At 54.9% G+C, this 15,643-nt stretch carries 17 protein-coding genes; 8 read left to right on the top strand and 9 right to left on the bottom strand.

The genetic code is table 11. The features are described 5' to 3' along the window. Positions 1–50 precede the first annotated feature (50 nt). The 3 genes from GPM19_RS02715 to GPM19_RS02705 all read left to right on the top strand — a co-directional run bounded on the left by GPM19_RS02715 (position 51) and on the right by GPM19_RS02705 (position 1,864). The gene (locus tag GPM19_RS02715) at positions 51–710 is read left to right on the top strand and encodes a rhomboid family intramembrane serine protease (protein ID WP_202114660.1); all 660 of its coding nucleotides are present in this window, start codon (positions 51–53) and stop codon (positions 708–710) included. Between the two features lie 186 nt (positions 711–896). Further along, on the top strand, positions 897–1,427 hold the full coding sequence (locus tag GPM19_RS02710; protein WP_160417355.1) for an Hsp20/alpha crystallin family protein: 531 nt from the start codon (positions 897–899) through the stop codon (positions 1,425–1,427). 74 nt (positions 1,428–1,501) lie between these two features. Then, positions 1,502–1,864, top strand: coding sequence for a hypothetical protein (locus tag GPM19_RS02705; RefSeq protein WP_160417354.1), 363 nt, complete (start codon positions 1,502–1,504; stop codon positions 1,862–1,864). Between the two features lie 70 nt (positions 1,865–1,934). Here GPM19_RS02705 and GPM19_RS15355 read toward each other — a convergent pair whose 3' ends face one another. Beyond that, positions 1,935–2,264: a hypothetical protein gene (locus tag GPM19_RS15355; protein ID WP_227842108.1), complete on the bottom strand. Its 330-nt coding sequence runs from the start codon at positions 2,262–2,264 to the stop codon at positions 1,935–1,937. 74 nt (positions 2,265–2,338) lie between these two features. Here GPM19_RS15355 and cobA point away from each other — a divergent pair, with 74 nt between their 5' ends. The 4 genes from cobA (at position 2,339) to GPM19_RS02680 (ending at position 6,938) form a co-directional block, all read left to right on the top strand. Continuing rightward, positions 2,339–3,250 carry a uroporphyrinogen-III C-methyltransferase gene (gene cobA / locus GPM19_RS02695; RefSeq protein ID WP_160417353.1) on the top strand — a complete coding sequence of 304 codons (912 nt, stop codon included), beginning with the start codon at positions 2,339–2,341 and terminating at the stop codon, positions 3,248–3,250. A 144-nt stretch (positions 3,251–3,394) separates the two neighbouring features. Continuing rightward, entirely contained in the window at positions 3,395–4,162 is a 768-nt protein-coding gene (locus tag GPM19_RS02690; protein WP_160417352.1) for a PRC-barrel domain-containing protein, read from the top strand. Between the two features lie 216 nt (positions 4,163–4,378). Next, on the top strand, positions 4,379–6,304 hold the full coding sequence (locus GPM19_RS02685) for a putative bifunctional diguanylate cyclase/phosphodiesterase (protein WP_160417351.1): 1,926 nt from the start codon (positions 4,379–4,381) through the stop codon (positions 6,302–6,304). Between the two features lie 190 nt (positions 6,305–6,494). Further along, the gene (locus tag GPM19_RS02680; protein ID WP_160417350.1) at positions 6,495–6,938 is read left to right on the top strand and encodes a DUF4383 domain-containing protein; all 444 of its coding nucleotides are present in this window, start codon (positions 6,495–6,497) and stop codon (positions 6,936–6,938) included. An 81-nt stretch (positions 6,939–7,019) separates the two neighbouring features. Here GPM19_RS02680 and GPM19_RS02675 read toward each other — a convergent pair whose 3' ends face one another. The 6 genes from GPM19_RS02675 to GPM19_RS02650 form a co-directional block, all read right to left on the bottom strand. Beyond that, the gene (locus tag GPM19_RS02675; protein WP_160417349.1) at positions 7,020–7,505 is read right to left on the bottom strand and encodes a peroxiredoxin; all 486 of its coding nucleotides are present in this window, start codon (positions 7,503–7,505) and stop codon (positions 7,020–7,022) included. A 120-nt stretch (positions 7,506–7,625) separates the two neighbouring features. Beyond that, a complete protein-coding gene (locus tag GPM19_RS02670; protein ID WP_160417348.1) occupies positions 7,626–7,934 on the bottom strand; it encodes an AzlD family protein in 309 nt (102 codons plus the stop codon). Next, a complete protein-coding gene (locus GPM19_RS02665; RefSeq protein ID WP_319928083.1) occupies positions 7,931–8,656 on the bottom strand; it encodes an AzlC family ABC transporter permease in 726 nt (241 codons plus the stop codon). Before GPM19_RS02665 ends, GPM19_RS02670 begins: the two co-directional genes overlap by 4 nt. Continuing rightward, a complete protein-coding gene (locus GPM19_RS02660) occupies positions 8,653–9,645 on the bottom strand; it encodes an LLM class flavin-dependent oxidoreductase (protein ID WP_160417347.1) in 993 nt (330 codons plus the stop codon). Before GPM19_RS02660 ends, GPM19_RS02665 begins: the two co-directional genes overlap by 4 nt. 204 nt (positions 9,646–9,849) lie before the next feature. Further along, positions 9,850–10,536, bottom strand: a complete 687-nt coding sequence (locus GPM19_RS02655; RefSeq protein ID WP_160417346.1) for an SDR family oxidoreductase — start codon at positions 10,534–10,536, stop codon at positions 9,850–9,852. 180 nt (positions 10,537–10,716) lie between these two features. Continuing rightward, positions 10,717–11,439, bottom strand: a complete 723-nt coding sequence (locus GPM19_RS02650; RefSeq protein WP_160417345.1) for a murein L,D-transpeptidase catalytic domain family protein — start codon at positions 11,437–11,439, stop codon at positions 10,717–10,719. Between the two features lie 71 nt (positions 11,440–11,510). Here GPM19_RS02650 and GPM19_RS02645 point away from each other — a divergent pair, with 71 nt between their 5' ends. Continuing rightward, positions 11,511–13,160, top strand: a complete 1,650-nt coding sequence (locus tag GPM19_RS02645; RefSeq protein WP_160417344.1) for a L,D-transpeptidase family protein — start codon at positions 11,511–11,513, stop codon at positions 13,158–13,160. 134 nt (positions 13,161–13,294) lie between these two features. Here GPM19_RS02645 and GPM19_RS02640 read toward each other — a convergent pair whose 3' ends face one another. Both GPM19_RS02640 and GPM19_RS15510 read right to left on the bottom strand, forming a co-directional pair. Then, complete coding sequence (locus GPM19_RS02640; protein WP_160417343.1) at positions 13,295–14,995, bottom strand: peptidoglycan DD-metalloendopeptidase family protein; 1,701 nt, start codon at positions 14,993–14,995, stop codon at positions 13,295–13,297. Positions 14,996–15,245: 250 nt separating this feature from the next. Continuing rightward, positions 15,246–15,386, bottom strand: coding sequence for a pirin-like C-terminal cupin domain-containing protein (locus GPM19_RS15510; protein WP_319928082.1), 141 nt, complete (start codon positions 15,384–15,386; stop codon positions 15,246–15,248). Positions 15,387–15,643: the final 257 nt, after the last annotated feature.

Below are 15,643 nucleotides of genomic sequence, written 5' to 3'. Positions count from 1 at the left end.
ACGCAAGTGAGTTATCAGGCTGGAGAAAATGCTTTTCAAGGGAGCGTCATATGCAACAAATGGAACAGGAGGAAAAAAGCTTGGCCTCACGGGGTTCCATTCCGGTAGTGATGACATTGTTGATACTCAATGCCCTCAGTTTTCTGGCGCTGTTGAACGCCCCCTATCTGGGAATGCAGTATCTGGCGTTATGGCCCTTGGGGGTGGAAGTGAGCGCTCAATTACCGCCGGAGTTGGCAGCGGGTGAATTCCGTCCCTGGCAGCTGGTTACCTATGCCTTTCTGCACGGCGGCCTGTTCCACCTGTTTATCAACATGTTCGTGTTGTGGATGTTCGGTGGGCCGATAGAGCGAGTCTGGGGTTCGTTGAAATTCGCTGTCTTTTACGGTTTCTGTATTGTCGGGGCCGCGGTGGTACAGGTGCTGCTCTCTTCCGTTGGTGCGATACCCCCGGCACCCTCCGTGGGGGCTTCGGGCGGGGTGTTCGCCATCTTGCTGGCGTTCGGCATGAAGTTTCCCAACCAGATCGTGGTGCTGCTTATCCCGCCGATTCCCATGAAGGCGAAATACTTCGTGGTGTTTTTGGGGATACTCGAGCTGATGGCCGGGGTGTTCGGCACGCAACAGGGGGTGGCCAATTTCGCTCACCTGGCCGGCATGCTGTTCGGGCTGATCTTTATCGTGTTGTTCGATCGCCAAAGGCGTGATTAGTTATCCAGCCGACGAGGTGGCCACTTATTGATGTGCAGCCAAGTTTATTTATATTAAATACTTAGAGCAATTTATGCTTTTGCGTACGATTTTAATTTCCCTCCCCTTGATAACCTTTCGAATGTTTCCGACACTGATATAGGTGCTTTACCCCATGGATATTGACAAAAAAGGAGGTGTTAAAAAATGGATACGCACAAGCTTTCCCCATGGAACTGGCTCAGGAACGAAGGAAGCGATACTGGGTCAGGTTCCACTCCTGCGAAATCCAGCGGTGGCGAGGTCTCGCCGTTGCTGGGTATTCATCAGGAGCTTGATCGCTGGATGGACAGGGTGATGGGCCAGTTCGGCATGCCATCGACCGTCGCCGGAGAAGCCCCAAGTCTGCTGCGTCCCAGCGTGGATATCGCTGAACGTGACAAGGAATACGTGATCAGCGTTGAAGTGCCGGGTGTCGAAGAAAAGGACATCAAGCTGAACCTTGAAGATGACCAGTTGATCATCGAAGGTGAAAAGCGTCAGGAGGAAAAGTCTGAGGAAAAACGGTATCAACGCATCGAGCGTTCCTACGGTAGTTTTCGCCGGATGCTGAATCTTCCCGCGGATGCCCGAAAGGAAGATATCCAGGCCTCTTTCAACAACGGCGTGCTCACCGTGACCGTTCCCCGCGATGCCGAGGCGGCACCGAAACGTCAGGAAATACCTATCAAGCACTGAACACATTTTTTAGGCACCTCGGTAGGAGGTGCCTATCTTGTTGCAGTCGACCGTTAGTGAAGAAGGAACTGAACATGAACGATGAGCGCGAAGTGCGTCAACAACTCGAAGACGAGGCGAAGGGCAAGAAGTATAAAGACGAAGTGATGCTGGGTACCCAGATGGAAGGCACTATCGATGATCACCTCGATCGGGGTGTCATCCTTACCCCGGCCCAGCACGCCGGTATGATCATACGAGATAATCTCAATTCCTCGGTTTCTGTGGATGCACAAACGAAAGCGGGAACCGCTGGCTTCGAAGCTGGGGAGGCAGGTCTGGACCCCGCCTATTTCGGTCCTTTCCTCGATGAACAGCAGCGACAACGTTTTGTCGAAAAGTACCTGGTCGGAGAAGAAAACCGTGCAGCCGATATCCAGGGAGAACGGGAAGAATAGTCGTGTCTGGACCAGTGAGATGAGAAAGGCATTCACCAAGCGGTTAGCGAATTCTCCGATGTGGGTGAAATCAATCGCCCGATAGCGTCAGTACCTTGCGTATGTGGCGGCTCAGCAAACTGTTGAAGGTTCCAGCACCTTGCTGACCCTCGGGCGAATCCATGTCGCGCCGCATGGGTACCGCCAGACTGCCGGCATAGAAGGTCACGGCGTCGGCATGCAGGCTTTGCTGCTCGATACTGAGTTGCCCAGCTTTCCAACCGAAGCGACCAATCACCGTCGAAAGGCGCAGCTCAAGGGCTGCGCTTTTTACGCTGCCCAGCTCAGCTATCCTGTTACAGCCCGGCCCGGCCCGGCCTGGCCGGACTGGGTCGTGAAGGCTATGATGCGCTGGGCGCAAGGCATGCCTGCGGTACACAATGTGGTAACTGCGTTCCTGAAATAAAATCCCTGATCGAAGAGGAGAGGGCCCCCATGCGCACTCTGACCCAAAGTCTTAAACAGAAGTGGCTTGAAGCCTTCGCCCGTTTCAATCAGTCCCGCTTGAGCCAGGGAGCGTGGCGTTACCTGTCCTGCCTAACGTCCAACAAGGAACACCGTGCTACCCCCAACCTTTCGTTGCGCGGCGCCTGTCGCCAAGGGTGCGTGTACTTGGTGGGATCAGGCAGCGGTGATGGGGAACTGTTGACGCTCAAGGCAGCGCGGTTGCTGATGCAGGCCGATGCGGTGGTCTACGACCGTTTGGTGGGGGATGATGTGCTGGCGCTGATTCCGATGGGAACCGAGCGCCATTACGTGGGCAAGACGCGCGGTCATCACAGTATGCCCCAGGCCGAAATCGGTGCGTTGCTGGTCAAATTGGCGGGGCAAGGCAAGTCGGTGGTACGCCTGAAAGGCGGTGACCCCGGCATCTTCGGTCGTATGGGTGAAGAGCTTGCTTTGCTGGGTGACGCTCAGGTGCCCATAGAAATCGTTCCCGGCATTACCGCCGCTTCGGCCGCCGCCGCCTGCATGGGTATTCCGCTTACCGACCGTGGCCATGCCCAGCAGCTGCGGTTTATCACTGCTCAACTATGTCGTGAAGACGGCACGCCGGACTGGGCGGCATTGGCCAGTCGTGATGAAACGCTGGTGTTCTATATGGGGCTTTCCAAGGTGGGGGCGATTTGCGCTGGGCTGCGTAGCGCCGGGTTGCCCGACGACTGGCCAATCATGCTGGTGGCCAACGCCAGCTTGCCGGAACAGCGCGCGCTTACCGGTACACTTGCGGATATGCCCGAAAAACTCGCCGCCGAGCCACTGCCTTCTCCTTGTCTGATCGTGGTTGGCAGTGTGGTGAAAATGGTGGAACAAAACCCGGCGATGGTATGTCATCAAGTGGCTTAACAGCTTTTAATTAACATAAGCTAAATGCTTTTGAAAATAGCAATCCCTTGCATAGGTTTTTTTGTTATTGTTTTGTAACTTGCTTTTTAGATATCGAATAAGTGGTCTAGATTGAAGCTTGCAACCCAATCAAGGAGGCATGCTATGAAAAGGACAGTGATTGCTATCGCAGTCGGGGCACTTAGTGCCGGTATGGTCAGTGGCGTTCTGGCACAGAACGAAGAGCAGACTGACCAGCAGGAGGCCGGCCAAGCTGAAGGCACCACGGTGGTAGTGGATGAACAAGCAGCGGATGTACAGGTAGAGCAAGAGCCGCCCACGGTTACCGTTGAGCAGCAGAGCCCGGATGTAACCATCACTCAGCCCGAGCCGGAAGTGCACGTGGAGCAGGCGGAGCCGGATGTTGAAATTCAAGAGGCGGAGCCTGAGGTTACCGTAGAGGAGCAAGGCGAAGCGGAAGTGCAAGTAGAGCGTAGTGGAGAAGTCGACGTTGAAATGCAACGGGAAGAACGCCAACAGCAAGAAGACCAACAACAAACCCAGACTACTACTCAGCAGCAAGCTACCGATGAGCAGGAAAGCTCGCTCATGTCCATGCAGGCCAGCGAGCTTGAGGGCATGATGGTAGTGACCAGCCAGGGTGAGGAAATGGGTGATATCGACCGTATCGCCCGCCATACTCAGGATGGCCAGCTTTACGGTATCGTCAGTACCGGTGGTTTCCTCGGCTTCGGTGCCGAAGAGCTGGCTATTCCTCTGGAAGCACTGGGAGTGCAGGGGGACCAGCTGGTATCTCAGCAGCAGCGTAGTGAAGAGCAGCTTCGCTCCGCCGCCGAAGACTATCGTGAAGAAGACTTCGATGAAGTGGAAGGCGACCAGCGCTTGAGTGATGCGAGAGGTGGTTCCTCCTGAGATAATTGATTGAATTGATATGGCGGAATCATAAGGCGCGGCTTCGGCCGCGCTTTTTATGCGAGTGTCAAGAGAGACAGCCGCCATGCCTAAGACGAAAGTGCTTCCTCTTATTCAAATTGATAAGTCTATAAAGCTAATTTAATTGAATGCTCTAGGTCGCGCTACTACTCTTCTTGGTAGCCGATCGAGGGGGCTCTCTTGGGAAAATTGATCATGTCTGATTATAAGCGGTTGCTTGGTGCAGATCATTGGGCTTCAAGGAAAGAAGGGGAGCAGCACTCAAACCTCTCGCCGGCAAGCCAGTTTCTACCGACCGAAAATGAGCCGAGACAGGACGAACACCTCAGGGTGGCGCTTGCTGAAATGAAGTCGGCACTGTATGCCGAAAGGGCGTGGGCGCGAGTGGCGCTCAATTCGGTGGGTGACGCCGTATTGGCTGTCGATTTATATGGCACGGTGACTTACTTGAACCGAATGGCGGAAACCCTGACCGGTTGGGCAAGTGAGGACGCCATCGGCAAGCCGCTTGCTCAAGTCTTTCATATCATCGATGCCAAAACCCATGAAGCCGCCGCCAATTCGGCGCGACGTGCTATCGAGGAAAACCGAACCGTAGGATTGGCAATGAATTGCGTGTTGATTCGTTGTGATGGAAGTGAATGTCACATCGAGGATTCAGCTGTACCGCTGCATGATGAAGAAGGAAATGTCACCGGTGCGGTAATCGTCTTCCACGATGCCTGTCAGTCTCAGACCATGTCGGAAAAGATGACTTACCTGGCACAACATGATGTGCTGACAGGCCTACCCAATCGGGTATTGCTCGTGGAGCGACTTAATCGAGCGATTGGTCTGGCACATCGCCATCACCATCAGGTGGGCTTGATTTATCTGGATCTTGACGACTTCAAGCCTGTCAACGATACGCTGGGTCATGCTTTAGGCGATATGCTGCTGCAAGCGGTAGCGGAGCGTCTAAGCAAGTGCGTACGGGATACGGATACCGTCTGTCGCCAGGGCGGTGATGAATTCGTGATTCTATTGACTGAAATTGAAAAACCCGAAGATGCAGCGAAGGTGGCTGAAAAAATACTTTCCACCATTATTGAGTCTTATTGCATCCACAAGCATGAGGTGCGCGTCAGTGCCAGTATGGGTATCAGCCTTTACCCGGTTGATGGCATCGATACGCATGAGTTGATGCACCATGCCGATCTTGCGATGTACCATTCGAAGAAGGATGGACGTAATACCTACCATTTCTTTCGTCCCAGCATGAATGCGATTACCGTCAAGCGTTTGTTTATCGAGAGCCACCTTCAGCAAGCGCTTAAAGAAAACGAAATTTTTCTCAATTTTCAACCCAAGGTCGATATAGAGACGGGTGAGGTGTGCTGTGCCGAAGCGCTGGTTCGTTGGCACGAACCCTCTCTGGGGCTGGTGCTTCCTTCAGAGTTCGTACCCGTTGCCCAGGCATGCGGTCTGATTGTCCCCATCGGCCAATGGGTGTTGCATGAAACCTGCCGGCAACTACAGGCATGGCGTAACGAAGGGATTGATATCGTGCCGGTCGCGGTGAATATCTCAACGGTGGAGCTATGCAACAAGAAGTTTCTAGAAAGCATTATCGAGATACTTGAAGATACTGGATTGGAAGCCCATTTTCTCGAGCTGGAATTTACCGAAAGCAGCTTGATGCATGATGCAAAAGCCTCTTTAACGATGCTCGAATCATTGCAACAGCTGGGCCTGGCATTAACCATTGACGACTTTGGGGTCGGTCCTTTATCGATCAGTTATTTGCAGCGCTTTCCAATTGATACCGTCAATGTCGATCAATCCTTTGTACATGGCATGCCGCATGACGCTGATGCTATCACTATTATGAAATCGATTATCCAGTTGGCGAAAAATCTTGATCTTCGAGCTACGGCCAAAGGCATTGAAACCAGAGAGCAATATAACTTGTTGCGTAGCCAGCAATGCGAGGGTGGCCAGGGATTTCTTTTTAGCCCACCGTTAGCCGTGGAAGACTTCAGGAAGCTTCTCGTAAAGGATAAGACGCACAGAAGTATTGGTTTTATTGCGGGAAATAACCAGGAATTGATAGAAGAGGAAACGCGGCAAATAAATAGATAAAAAATAAGTGGTTGAGGGAGTGGTTGCCTCCACGAATGCCATTTTCATTTCTAATGAAATTACTTGAAGGCTGGAATTTTCAATAAAAGACAGAGTACAGCGTTTTTTTCTACACTGGCTGAAGCAAGGTTTAAATGCTGCTTTGAGTTAAGCAACACGACGATACAGTCAATCAAGGACAGGAGGTCTCATGGTTACTAAATTTGCTCTCATCTTCGGTATTATTTATGCCATCATTGGTGTACTGGGGTTCATTCCGGGTCTCGTTACTCCACCGGAAATGACGGGTGGCATGACGAATGAGATGGCAGTCGAAATGGGCCATGGCAGGTTATTCGGGCTCTTCGCCGTCAATTTCCTGCACAACCTGGTGCATCTTGGCGTGGGTGTCTGGGGGATTATGGCTTCCCGGCAAGGCTTGAGTGCCTCGGTCTTCTTTGCTCAAGTCAATGCGGTACTATTCGCCATATTGGCGTTGCTCGGCTTGATCCCTTTCACCAATACGCTGTTCGGCTTGGTCCCGCTCTACGGCCATGATGTTTGGTTGCATATCCTCACTGCCTTGGCAGCCGGCTATTTCGGCTTCGGTCCGCCTGCGCGTCCCGTGACAGAAACCAAGCGTGCTCCGCGGTAACTCACCTATCCAACAAGGGCGCCGTGGTGCGCCCTTGTTTTTTAAGCGTTGCTCACCCTGGTGGGATGGCAAACGTCCCGCTTATGTACGGCTGAGAAGCTCGAGCACAGTCTCGGCACTGCTATCTTTCACGCCCTTGCTGTCCACGCCAATGTAATTCACTACCCCATCGTCAGCAATCAGTGCAAAGCGCTTGCACCGTGTGCCCATGCCCGCACCGGAGGCATCGAGCTCGAGCCCCAGCGCCTTGGTGAATTCGGCATTGCCGTCGGCCAGCATGGTGAAGGCCTGGGCATTCTGGTTCTTCTGCCAGGCGTCGAGCACGAAAGCATCATTTACCGCCATGCAAGCGATGGTATCGACACCTTTCTCGAAAATCTTGTCGGCGTTGACCACGAAGCCGGGCATGTGGGTGTTGGAACACCCCGGCGTGAAAGCGCCGGGCACCGCAAACAGCACCACGCGTTTATCGGCAAACAGCTCCCCGGTGGAGATATCTTGAGGTCCTTCCGGGCCGTTGGTCTTGATGGTGATGTCGGGAATTTTTTCGCCTACGGAAATCGTCATCGGGCTTCCTTGTTAAATGATGGATAGCGCATCGAGGAATGCGCTGCCTCAGTGTGACGCCTTACCCACTCCTTCGCCAATGGATGCTGTGTCAGCTAATCGGCACTGGGGCAGGCGGCTCTAAAATAAACGCCATAACGCGGCGGTGGCGATGCCGGCGGTAATCGCAGCCAAGGGTTTGCGAGTGGCCAACATCACCCCGAGTGTGGCCACCAGCGCCATTCGTGCGGCCCAGTCGCCTTGTGCCGCCATGGGCACAATAACCGCGACCAACACCGAGCCCGCCATGGCGTTGATGAAACGCTCCACTTTAGGGCCGATGGGTACACGTGCCATCACCATCACACCGCCGATACGGGCAAGGTAGGTTACACCCGCCATGATAATTATGGCCACCAAGGCACCTGCGGGTGTCAGGGCAAGACTCATGCTGTTTCCTTCGGCTTGGAGGTTTCCTTGGGCTTGGGAGTGTCAGGAAGGAAAAGCCCGGCGATGCCACCAGCCAGAGCGCCGACGATCACATGCGAGTTGGCAGGTAAGAAATATAGCGCCAAAAGTGCCGCCATGGCAGCGACACTCCAGGGAAACAACATCGAAAGTTTGGTCTTGCCGCCGACCAGCATGGCCAGCATGAAACAGCCCATGATCACATCCAGCCCCAAGCGCTCGGGTTCGCTGATCCCACTGCCGAATATCACCCCCAATGCCGTGCCCAACATCCAGGCCAACCACAGGGCAATACCACCGCCCACCAGAATGCCGATGTTGGTTTCGCCACGCTGGTAATCTGTCGCCGCCATAGCCCAGTTGGCATCGCTCATGACGCTGAGACTGGTATAGCGCTGCAGGGGAGGAAGGTGGCGCAGCCATGGGTAGAGAGCAGCACCCATCAACAAATGTCGGGCATTGATGGCGAAAGTGGTGGCAATCAAGGCAATCAAGGGAATCTCTGGACCCCATAGCTCCAGGGCAGCGAACTGCGCCACCCCGGCGAATACCAGCCCGCTCATCAACAGCGTTTCCAAGCCGGAAAGACCGCGCTGAATGGCGGCGACACCGAACGCCAGGCCGAACGCGACCACGAACAGCGAAAGCGGTGCCATGCGCTTGAAGCCCGAAAGAGAGCCTTTCAGCGTGAGTTCGGCGCTCACCGTGCGGCCTTAGCGACGATCTCGTAGCTACGCAAGCGGTCCTGGTGACGATAGAAGTCGCTGTTGATCATCAGTTCATCCGCCCCGGTACGAGCGATAAAATCTTCGAGCCCGGTGCGTACTGTTTCTGGACCGCCGATGATCGCGGCCCCCAGGAACTGCTGAACCTGGGCGCGCTCATGCGGGTTCCAGTCGAGCGCTTCGGTGGGCGGCAAAGATTGGGTACGTTTGCCACGAATCAAGTTGAGGAATTTCTGCTGGGCGGTGGTGGCCAGGAAGTCCGCCTGTTCATCGCTGTCGGCGGCAATCACCGGCAGTCCCACCATGGCGTGGGGTTTTTCCAGGTGCTCGGAGGGCTGGAAATTGTCGCGGTACAGCCGCAGCGCCTCGAACAGATAGCCGGGGGCGAACTGGGCGGCAAAGGCGAACGGTAAGCCCTGCCGGGCCGCCAGCTGGGCGCTGTAGCCGCTGGAGCCCAACAGCCAGATGGGCACATGGGTACCTTGGCCAGGCACGGCTTTGACTCGCTGACCGGGCTTTGGCTCGCCCAGGTAACGCTGCAGTTCGGCGAGTTGCTGGGGGAAATCATCCACACCGGCATGCGCCGAGCGCCGCATGGCGGCCATGGTGGCGGCATCGGAGCCCGGGGCGCGGCCCAGCCCCAGATCGATTCGTCCAGGATACAAGGTTTCCAGGGTACCGAACTGTTCAGCCACCACCAACGGCGGATGGTTGGGTAACATGATGCCGCCACTGCCTACGCGAATACGTCTGGTCTGCCCGGCCACGTGGCCGATCAGTACCGAGGTTGCGGCGCTGGCGATACCCTCGATATTATGATGCTCGGCCAGCCAGTAACGGGTGAAGCCCAGGCGTTCGGTCAATTGCGCAAGCGAAACGGTGTCGCGGAAGGTGTCGGCAGCGCTGCTCCCTTGACGAATCGGCGCGAGATCCAGAACGGAAAGCGGTGTGGTGGAAAGTTGGCTCATACAGCACCTGAAAGTGAAAACGTGTGGTGCAGCGGCTAAGCGCATGATGCGCGGGCATCCGAAAGGTGGCATCGAATGTCAGACTCAATACTTAGCCTGCTTGCTAATAACTGTTATGAGGGTCGCTACCGGGAATTGCAAACGATCTCGGAAAAAATAAACCAATCCTTGGCGCAGCCAGGAATTCTCGGCGTTGAGCAGCGGTCACTCTTCCGGTGGGGTAGGGCGTATCAGGATTTCGTTGACATCGACATGGCGCGGCTGCCCGAGTGCATAAATGACCGCATTGGCGATGTCGCGATCTTCCAATGCATGGGCGGGAGGTTCGTCGAAGAAGGGGGTGTCCACCATGCCCGGTTCGATCAAGGTGACGCGTATTCCCGTGCCGCGCAGTTCCTCGCGCAGGTTATAGCCGATCCCGGTAACCGCCCATTTGGTGGCGCTGTACATCGAACCGGGAATGGTGGCTCGCCCGGCGGCGGAGCCGGTCAGCAATACATGGCCCTTGCTATGCCGCAGCGCCGGCAAGCAGGCCTGTAGGGTCAGGCCGACCCCGTAAATATTGGTCAGGATCATTTCCCGCCAGCTGTGATGGTCGGCCTCGCTAAAGCCGCCGGGGGAGCCGCCTCGGCCCGCGTTGGCAAAGACCGCATCGAGACGTCCGAAACGCTCCATCGCCTGCTCGACCATGCTCTGAAGCTGCTCCATGTCGGTGACATCGACACTGCAGGTCATGACATTGTCCGTTCCCAGCTCCTGCCCCAGGGCCTCGAGCTTTTCATGAGAGCGGGCGGCCAGTACCAGTTTGTACCCTTCTCGTGAAGCCGCTCTAGCTGTGGCGGCACCTATGCCGCTGGAGGCACCGGTAATCAACACAACACCTTTATGCATGAGAACTCTCCATGATCGAAATAAGAGGAGACTTCAGCATGATAAATCTTGTGTCGCGGTGCAACCCGCTGCTTGAAAATCAGCTTGAAAAGAAAGGTATCATCGAGAAAGTTCGTAAGAGTATGCCCGCATCATTGGGGAGTGTTTTCTTCATTTGCGACATTATGTCGTTTTGCAGCATCAGCGTTGGGCGAGGTGACCGGCAGGAGAGGAGCAGGCGAGAAACGCTGAGGTTTCCAGCCACTCCTGATCAGGGTAATAGGCAAAGACGTATTGCTCGTCCTTGAGGCTGTCGATCAAGGGATAAGTGATTTCTTCACGCACGGCAGGGCATCCCTGGCTGCGTCCCAGTCTACCGGTTTGCTGGATAAAATCATCGCTGACGTAGTCGGCGCCATGGATCACGATGGCGCGCTCGTAAGCCAGGTCATTGATATTGGGTTCCAGTCCTTCCAGGCGTAAAGAATAACCGTTACGTCCGTAGTAGCTGTTCATGGTGCGAAACAAACCGATGCTCGACTGGTAGCTTTCCGGGGTGTTGGAAAAGATTTCGGCCTTGGCGTCTCCCGAGCCGCTTCCATGCGATACCAGTTCTTCGAACAGCAGGGTCTGCTGTTGCAGGTCGAAAACCCAAAGGCGCTCTTCGGTGGAGGGCAACGAAAAATCAATCACTGCCAGACGCTGGGCACTGGGTGCGGCACATGACAAGGCTTTGGCGGCAAGTTGTAGTACATGTGGGTTGGCATGGGGAGCAAGTTGAGCCAGACGATGCTCAAGTGATCCTGAAATTGGCGGTGAACTGCCGTTAATCCGGGACATGAATGTATCGGCATGTGTGATGAGGGGTAATAGAGAAAACGGTAATGTAAACAACAATACTGTAGCGTTTGAGTGTGCCGCCATACTGAAAGATTCCGCAAGAAGGGTAAACAAGGCTGATAGAATTGTAGCAGTCGTAACGCAAGGAGTGGACGATGAAAGGTATCAAGTTGAAGAGGCGATGGGTAGGGGGGCTAGCCTTATGTCTGGTCCTGTCACATGGCCTGCTTGCAGCGACCCACGACGATGTTGCGGAGCCGGAAGCGCTATCAGAGACATTGATGCAGCGTTTGGCCGGATTGCCGGAAAACGATCTACCGGTGGATGCGTTTTACCGGTTACACGAAAATCAGCCGGTCTGGCAGGAAGAGGCCGCGGTCGAGGCCTTGGTCAAGGCATTGGAGCACCTCGAAGACGATGGTCTCGAACCCGAAAATTATCAGGCGTCACAGTTACTGGCAGCTTACCGGCAGGCTCAGCAAGCGGATGCCGATACACAAGCGGTGTTCGAGCTTCGGGCCACGCGTCAGTTGCTGCTTGCCCTGGATCATCTGGAACGCGGCAAGATAAATCCACAGGAAACGCTGGAAAACTGGGAAACTGAACTGGACTCAAGGCGCTACAACCTGTCCAAGGTGGTGCAGGGCGTCGATGCCCGGAACCTTGACGCTGTGTTTGCCCTGGCGCGCCCCGGCACCAGTGAATATCAATCTTTGCGTGATGCGCTTCGCTATTACCGGGGGTTGGCCAACCAGCCTGCACAGGCCTCCTTGGGCTATTTGCCGAGTCGCAATGAAGCCCTGCGCCCTGGCATGACCCATGAGGATGTGGCTCTGCTGCGCAGGCGTCTGGTCCAGGTGGGTGAGCCTGAGGTGATGCGCGCGGACAGAGACGCTTATCCTGAAATTGCCGTTAGTTCACCTCAGCCGCTTTATTTTGACGAGACGCTCGAGGCTGCGGTCAAACGCTTTCAGCGGCGCCACTTGCTTGAGGCGGATGGGGTTATCGGTCGTCAAACCCTGGCGGCACTCAATATCTCACTCTCTTCACGTGTCGATCAGTTGCGCGTCAATCTGGAACGCGCACGCTGGATGACGTCGATTCCCCGGGACACGCCGAGGGTCTGGGTGGATATCGCCGGTTACCGGTTGCATTATTTTCGCCCGGATGGCGAGCGATGGCGTTCAAAGGTAGTGGTCGGCAGGTCCGGGCGGGATACGCCACTCATTCACTCGGCGATTACGCATCTGACCCTCAACCCGTCCTGGACGCTGCCGCCGACGATTTTACGTGAAGACGTCTTGCCCGAAGTGCGGCGTGATCAGGAGTATCTTGCCCGGAATAATATTCGGGTATTGAATGCGAACGGTGAGCCTCTTTCACCTGACTCGATTGATTGGTCGGCACCGGGCAATATAATGCTGCGCCAGGTAGCAGGACCGGGAAATCCCTTGGGTGACGTGGTGATCCGCTTTCCCAACGACCATATGATTTACCTGCACGATACGCCAGCGCAAGGTCTATTCAGGCGTGAGCAGCGTGCCCTGAGTTCCGGTTGTGTACGTGTTGAAAATGCTGAGGAATTTGCCCAGCTGCTACTGGAAGACAGTGGAAGCAAGCAGCGGTTGAGCCGCTTGCTGAACGGCAGTGGCAGCGACCGGACGGTGCGATTGCCGCAACATATCCCTGTGACACTGGGTTATGTGACTGCCTGGCCTGATGCTCAGGGCAATGTGGAATTTCGCCCGGATATCTATCAGCGTGATCAAAAAGTGCTTGCCAAGTTGCAGCGTCCCCTTAACTAGCCGGGAGAACAGCTAGACGAGAGAACCAACCGATCAATTTCAAGCCATGAAAAAGCGCCGCTACTCTGTTCATCTGGCAGGTAGCGGCGCTTTTTCAATGTCATCGGCGTCTTACTTTCACCGAGAAGTGAAGGTTAGCCTTCATCTTCCTCGTCGTTACCCGCCTGCGCCACGCTGATGGTGCCCGCTTCGCCGCTTTGCAACGCGACCATGATCGGCTGGGTCTGGCGCTTGAAGGCTTCCAGGCTCTCGCCGTTCAGGCTACGGTTTTCCGGTAACTCGACGTTCATGGCGTTGACCGGAGAGTTGTTGACGATGACTTCATAATGCAAATGAGGGCCGGTGCTACGTCCGGTATTGCCTGACAGGGCGATACGCTCTCCCATCTCGACTCGGTCGCCACGGCCGACCAGAGGGCGCGACAGGTGTAGATAGCGGGTACGGTAACCATTGTCATGACGAATGACGATATAACGCCCGGCTGCATGGTGGTTGCCGACGCGCTCTACGCGACCAGTCGCTGGTGAAGTGACGGGAGTGCCAATCGGCATGGCAAAGTCGGTGCCGTTATGGGGACTGATGCGCCCTGTCACAGGATGCTTGCGTCGCGGGTTGAAATTTGAGCTCAGACGATAGCTGCCTTCAAAGGGGTAGCGAGAAAAAGCAGGATCAAGGCTGCTGCCGTCGGGGGTATAGAAGTTGTTGTCCGTCAGGTTGCGCACCAAGGTCAAATCCATGCGTGCGCCTTCATATTGAACGGCCAGGACACGAGAATCGAGGGTTTCACCTTCGATCATGTCGGACTCGAGCAATACCTGAAAACGGTCGCCGCGACGGCTGTCGCGGCGAAAATCAAGTTTTTGTTCGAGCAGGCGGGTCAATTCGGTAACGGCGCCGCTATTCAGGCCGGTGGCTTGGGCCGAGCGGGCAAAACTACCGCTGACACTGCCGGCGTATAGGCGTTGAACCGGTTCACCATGACGCTGTATACCGGTGACGGCGAACTGGCTTCCTTCACGCTCGATCAGTACACCTTCACGGGTATTTTTCATCATGCGCAGTGAGAGCAACTCACCCTGTGCATCGAGCTTGTAGTCGAAACTCTGCCCGGCTCGCCAATGAGTCAACAGCCGCTGGTCGGGGAGGTCGGCCAACAGTTCGAGGACTCGGCTATATCCCAGCCCCAGTTGGTTTTGCGCTAGAATGGCGAAGGTCTCTCCGGAAGCCACGCTATGGGTGGTCCATTCTGGGACGAAGGTTTCTTCCGCGGCAAGCTCCAGGTCGAGAAAGGAAATGTCGTCAAAAACGTCGAGATCGGTGGCGTAGTCATCGTAGGAAGTGGCATCGCCTATTTCCGAGTCGTTTTCCATGGAAGTATCGGCAAGCGTGGCTAGAGTCGGTGAGCTGTCGGGCATGCCGCTGGCCAGGGTACCTATCACCATCGCCATGTGCAGCGAGCCATCGTCAAGTGGGGTGAAGGTGTCTTCGGGAGGCTGAGCGGCAATATTCGCTTCTGCGGCAACAATGACATCAAGGTCAACGATCTCGGTGGCGGTGAGCTCGTTTAAGGGAATATGTTCCCGAGTGGCATCCAGTGCGCGCGAGGCACGTCCGATGGCGTCGGCTACCGGCGTTTGTTCTTGGCGAAGAGAGGGCACCCCAGGGCGGGAGTCGGCGGGAAGCGGTACCAGTACACTTTCCAGAGATGTAGTAGGAGTAGAAAAATCATTAAATGTCGTCAATAACTTTTGTGCGCCCAGCACTGTGACCATGGTCGCCACAGGTAAAAGTAACAGTTTATGCGTGCGGGGCAGCGAATGAAGGATTCGCAACATGGGTAATAAGACCGCCAAAATCAGTGAAAGAGGTAACCAAACTATGAAAAAGCTGATAAACCTTACCCCATGCAAGCAGGAGTGCATAGACTGTATGCCCATACAAAAACCTGCTCTTTCAGGTAATAAAGGAAGCAATAATAGCACCTTTCCTACCTAGAACAGTGTTTGCTATTTATTGTTAATTTTTGTGTTAATTAGTTTCATCGGTGGTAGTTAAAGTCATAGGGGAGAAAAATGACTCTATCCTCTATAAAAAAGCCCCGAAGGAACCATTACGGTAATCCTGCAATGCCTGCTCGAGTTCATGTTGTTCGTTCATTACAAAAGGACCGTAGTGAGCGATAGGTTCATGATGTGGTTCGCCGCTCAGCAAGTAATGCTTGAGCACCCCCGGAAGCCGTCAGGAATAGCTCATTGCCAGGCGCAAACCTTGCCAGCTCTCCGGCTCGTACATGCTTGTCGCCATATTCAAGTTGCCCTTCAAACACATAAGCCAGCAGGGTGGCGGCGGGTGTGGCGAACGTCACATTGCCGTGAGGTGACAATGCAAGATGAGCGATACCCGCATTATAAGATGATCGATAACGCGCTGAGTGGACAATGCCATTTAGGCCTCCGATAAGTGTCTTTGAAGCAATTCGCGGT

It is taken from the genome of Vreelandella zhuhanensis, assembly GCF_009793355.1.
Lineage (GTDB): Bacteria > Pseudomonadota > Gammaproteobacteria > Pseudomonadales > Halomonadaceae > Vreelandella > Vreelandella zhuhanensis.
Note: the sequence above shows the minus strand (reverse complement) of the source record. Positions and strands in the feature narration are given on the sequence as shown.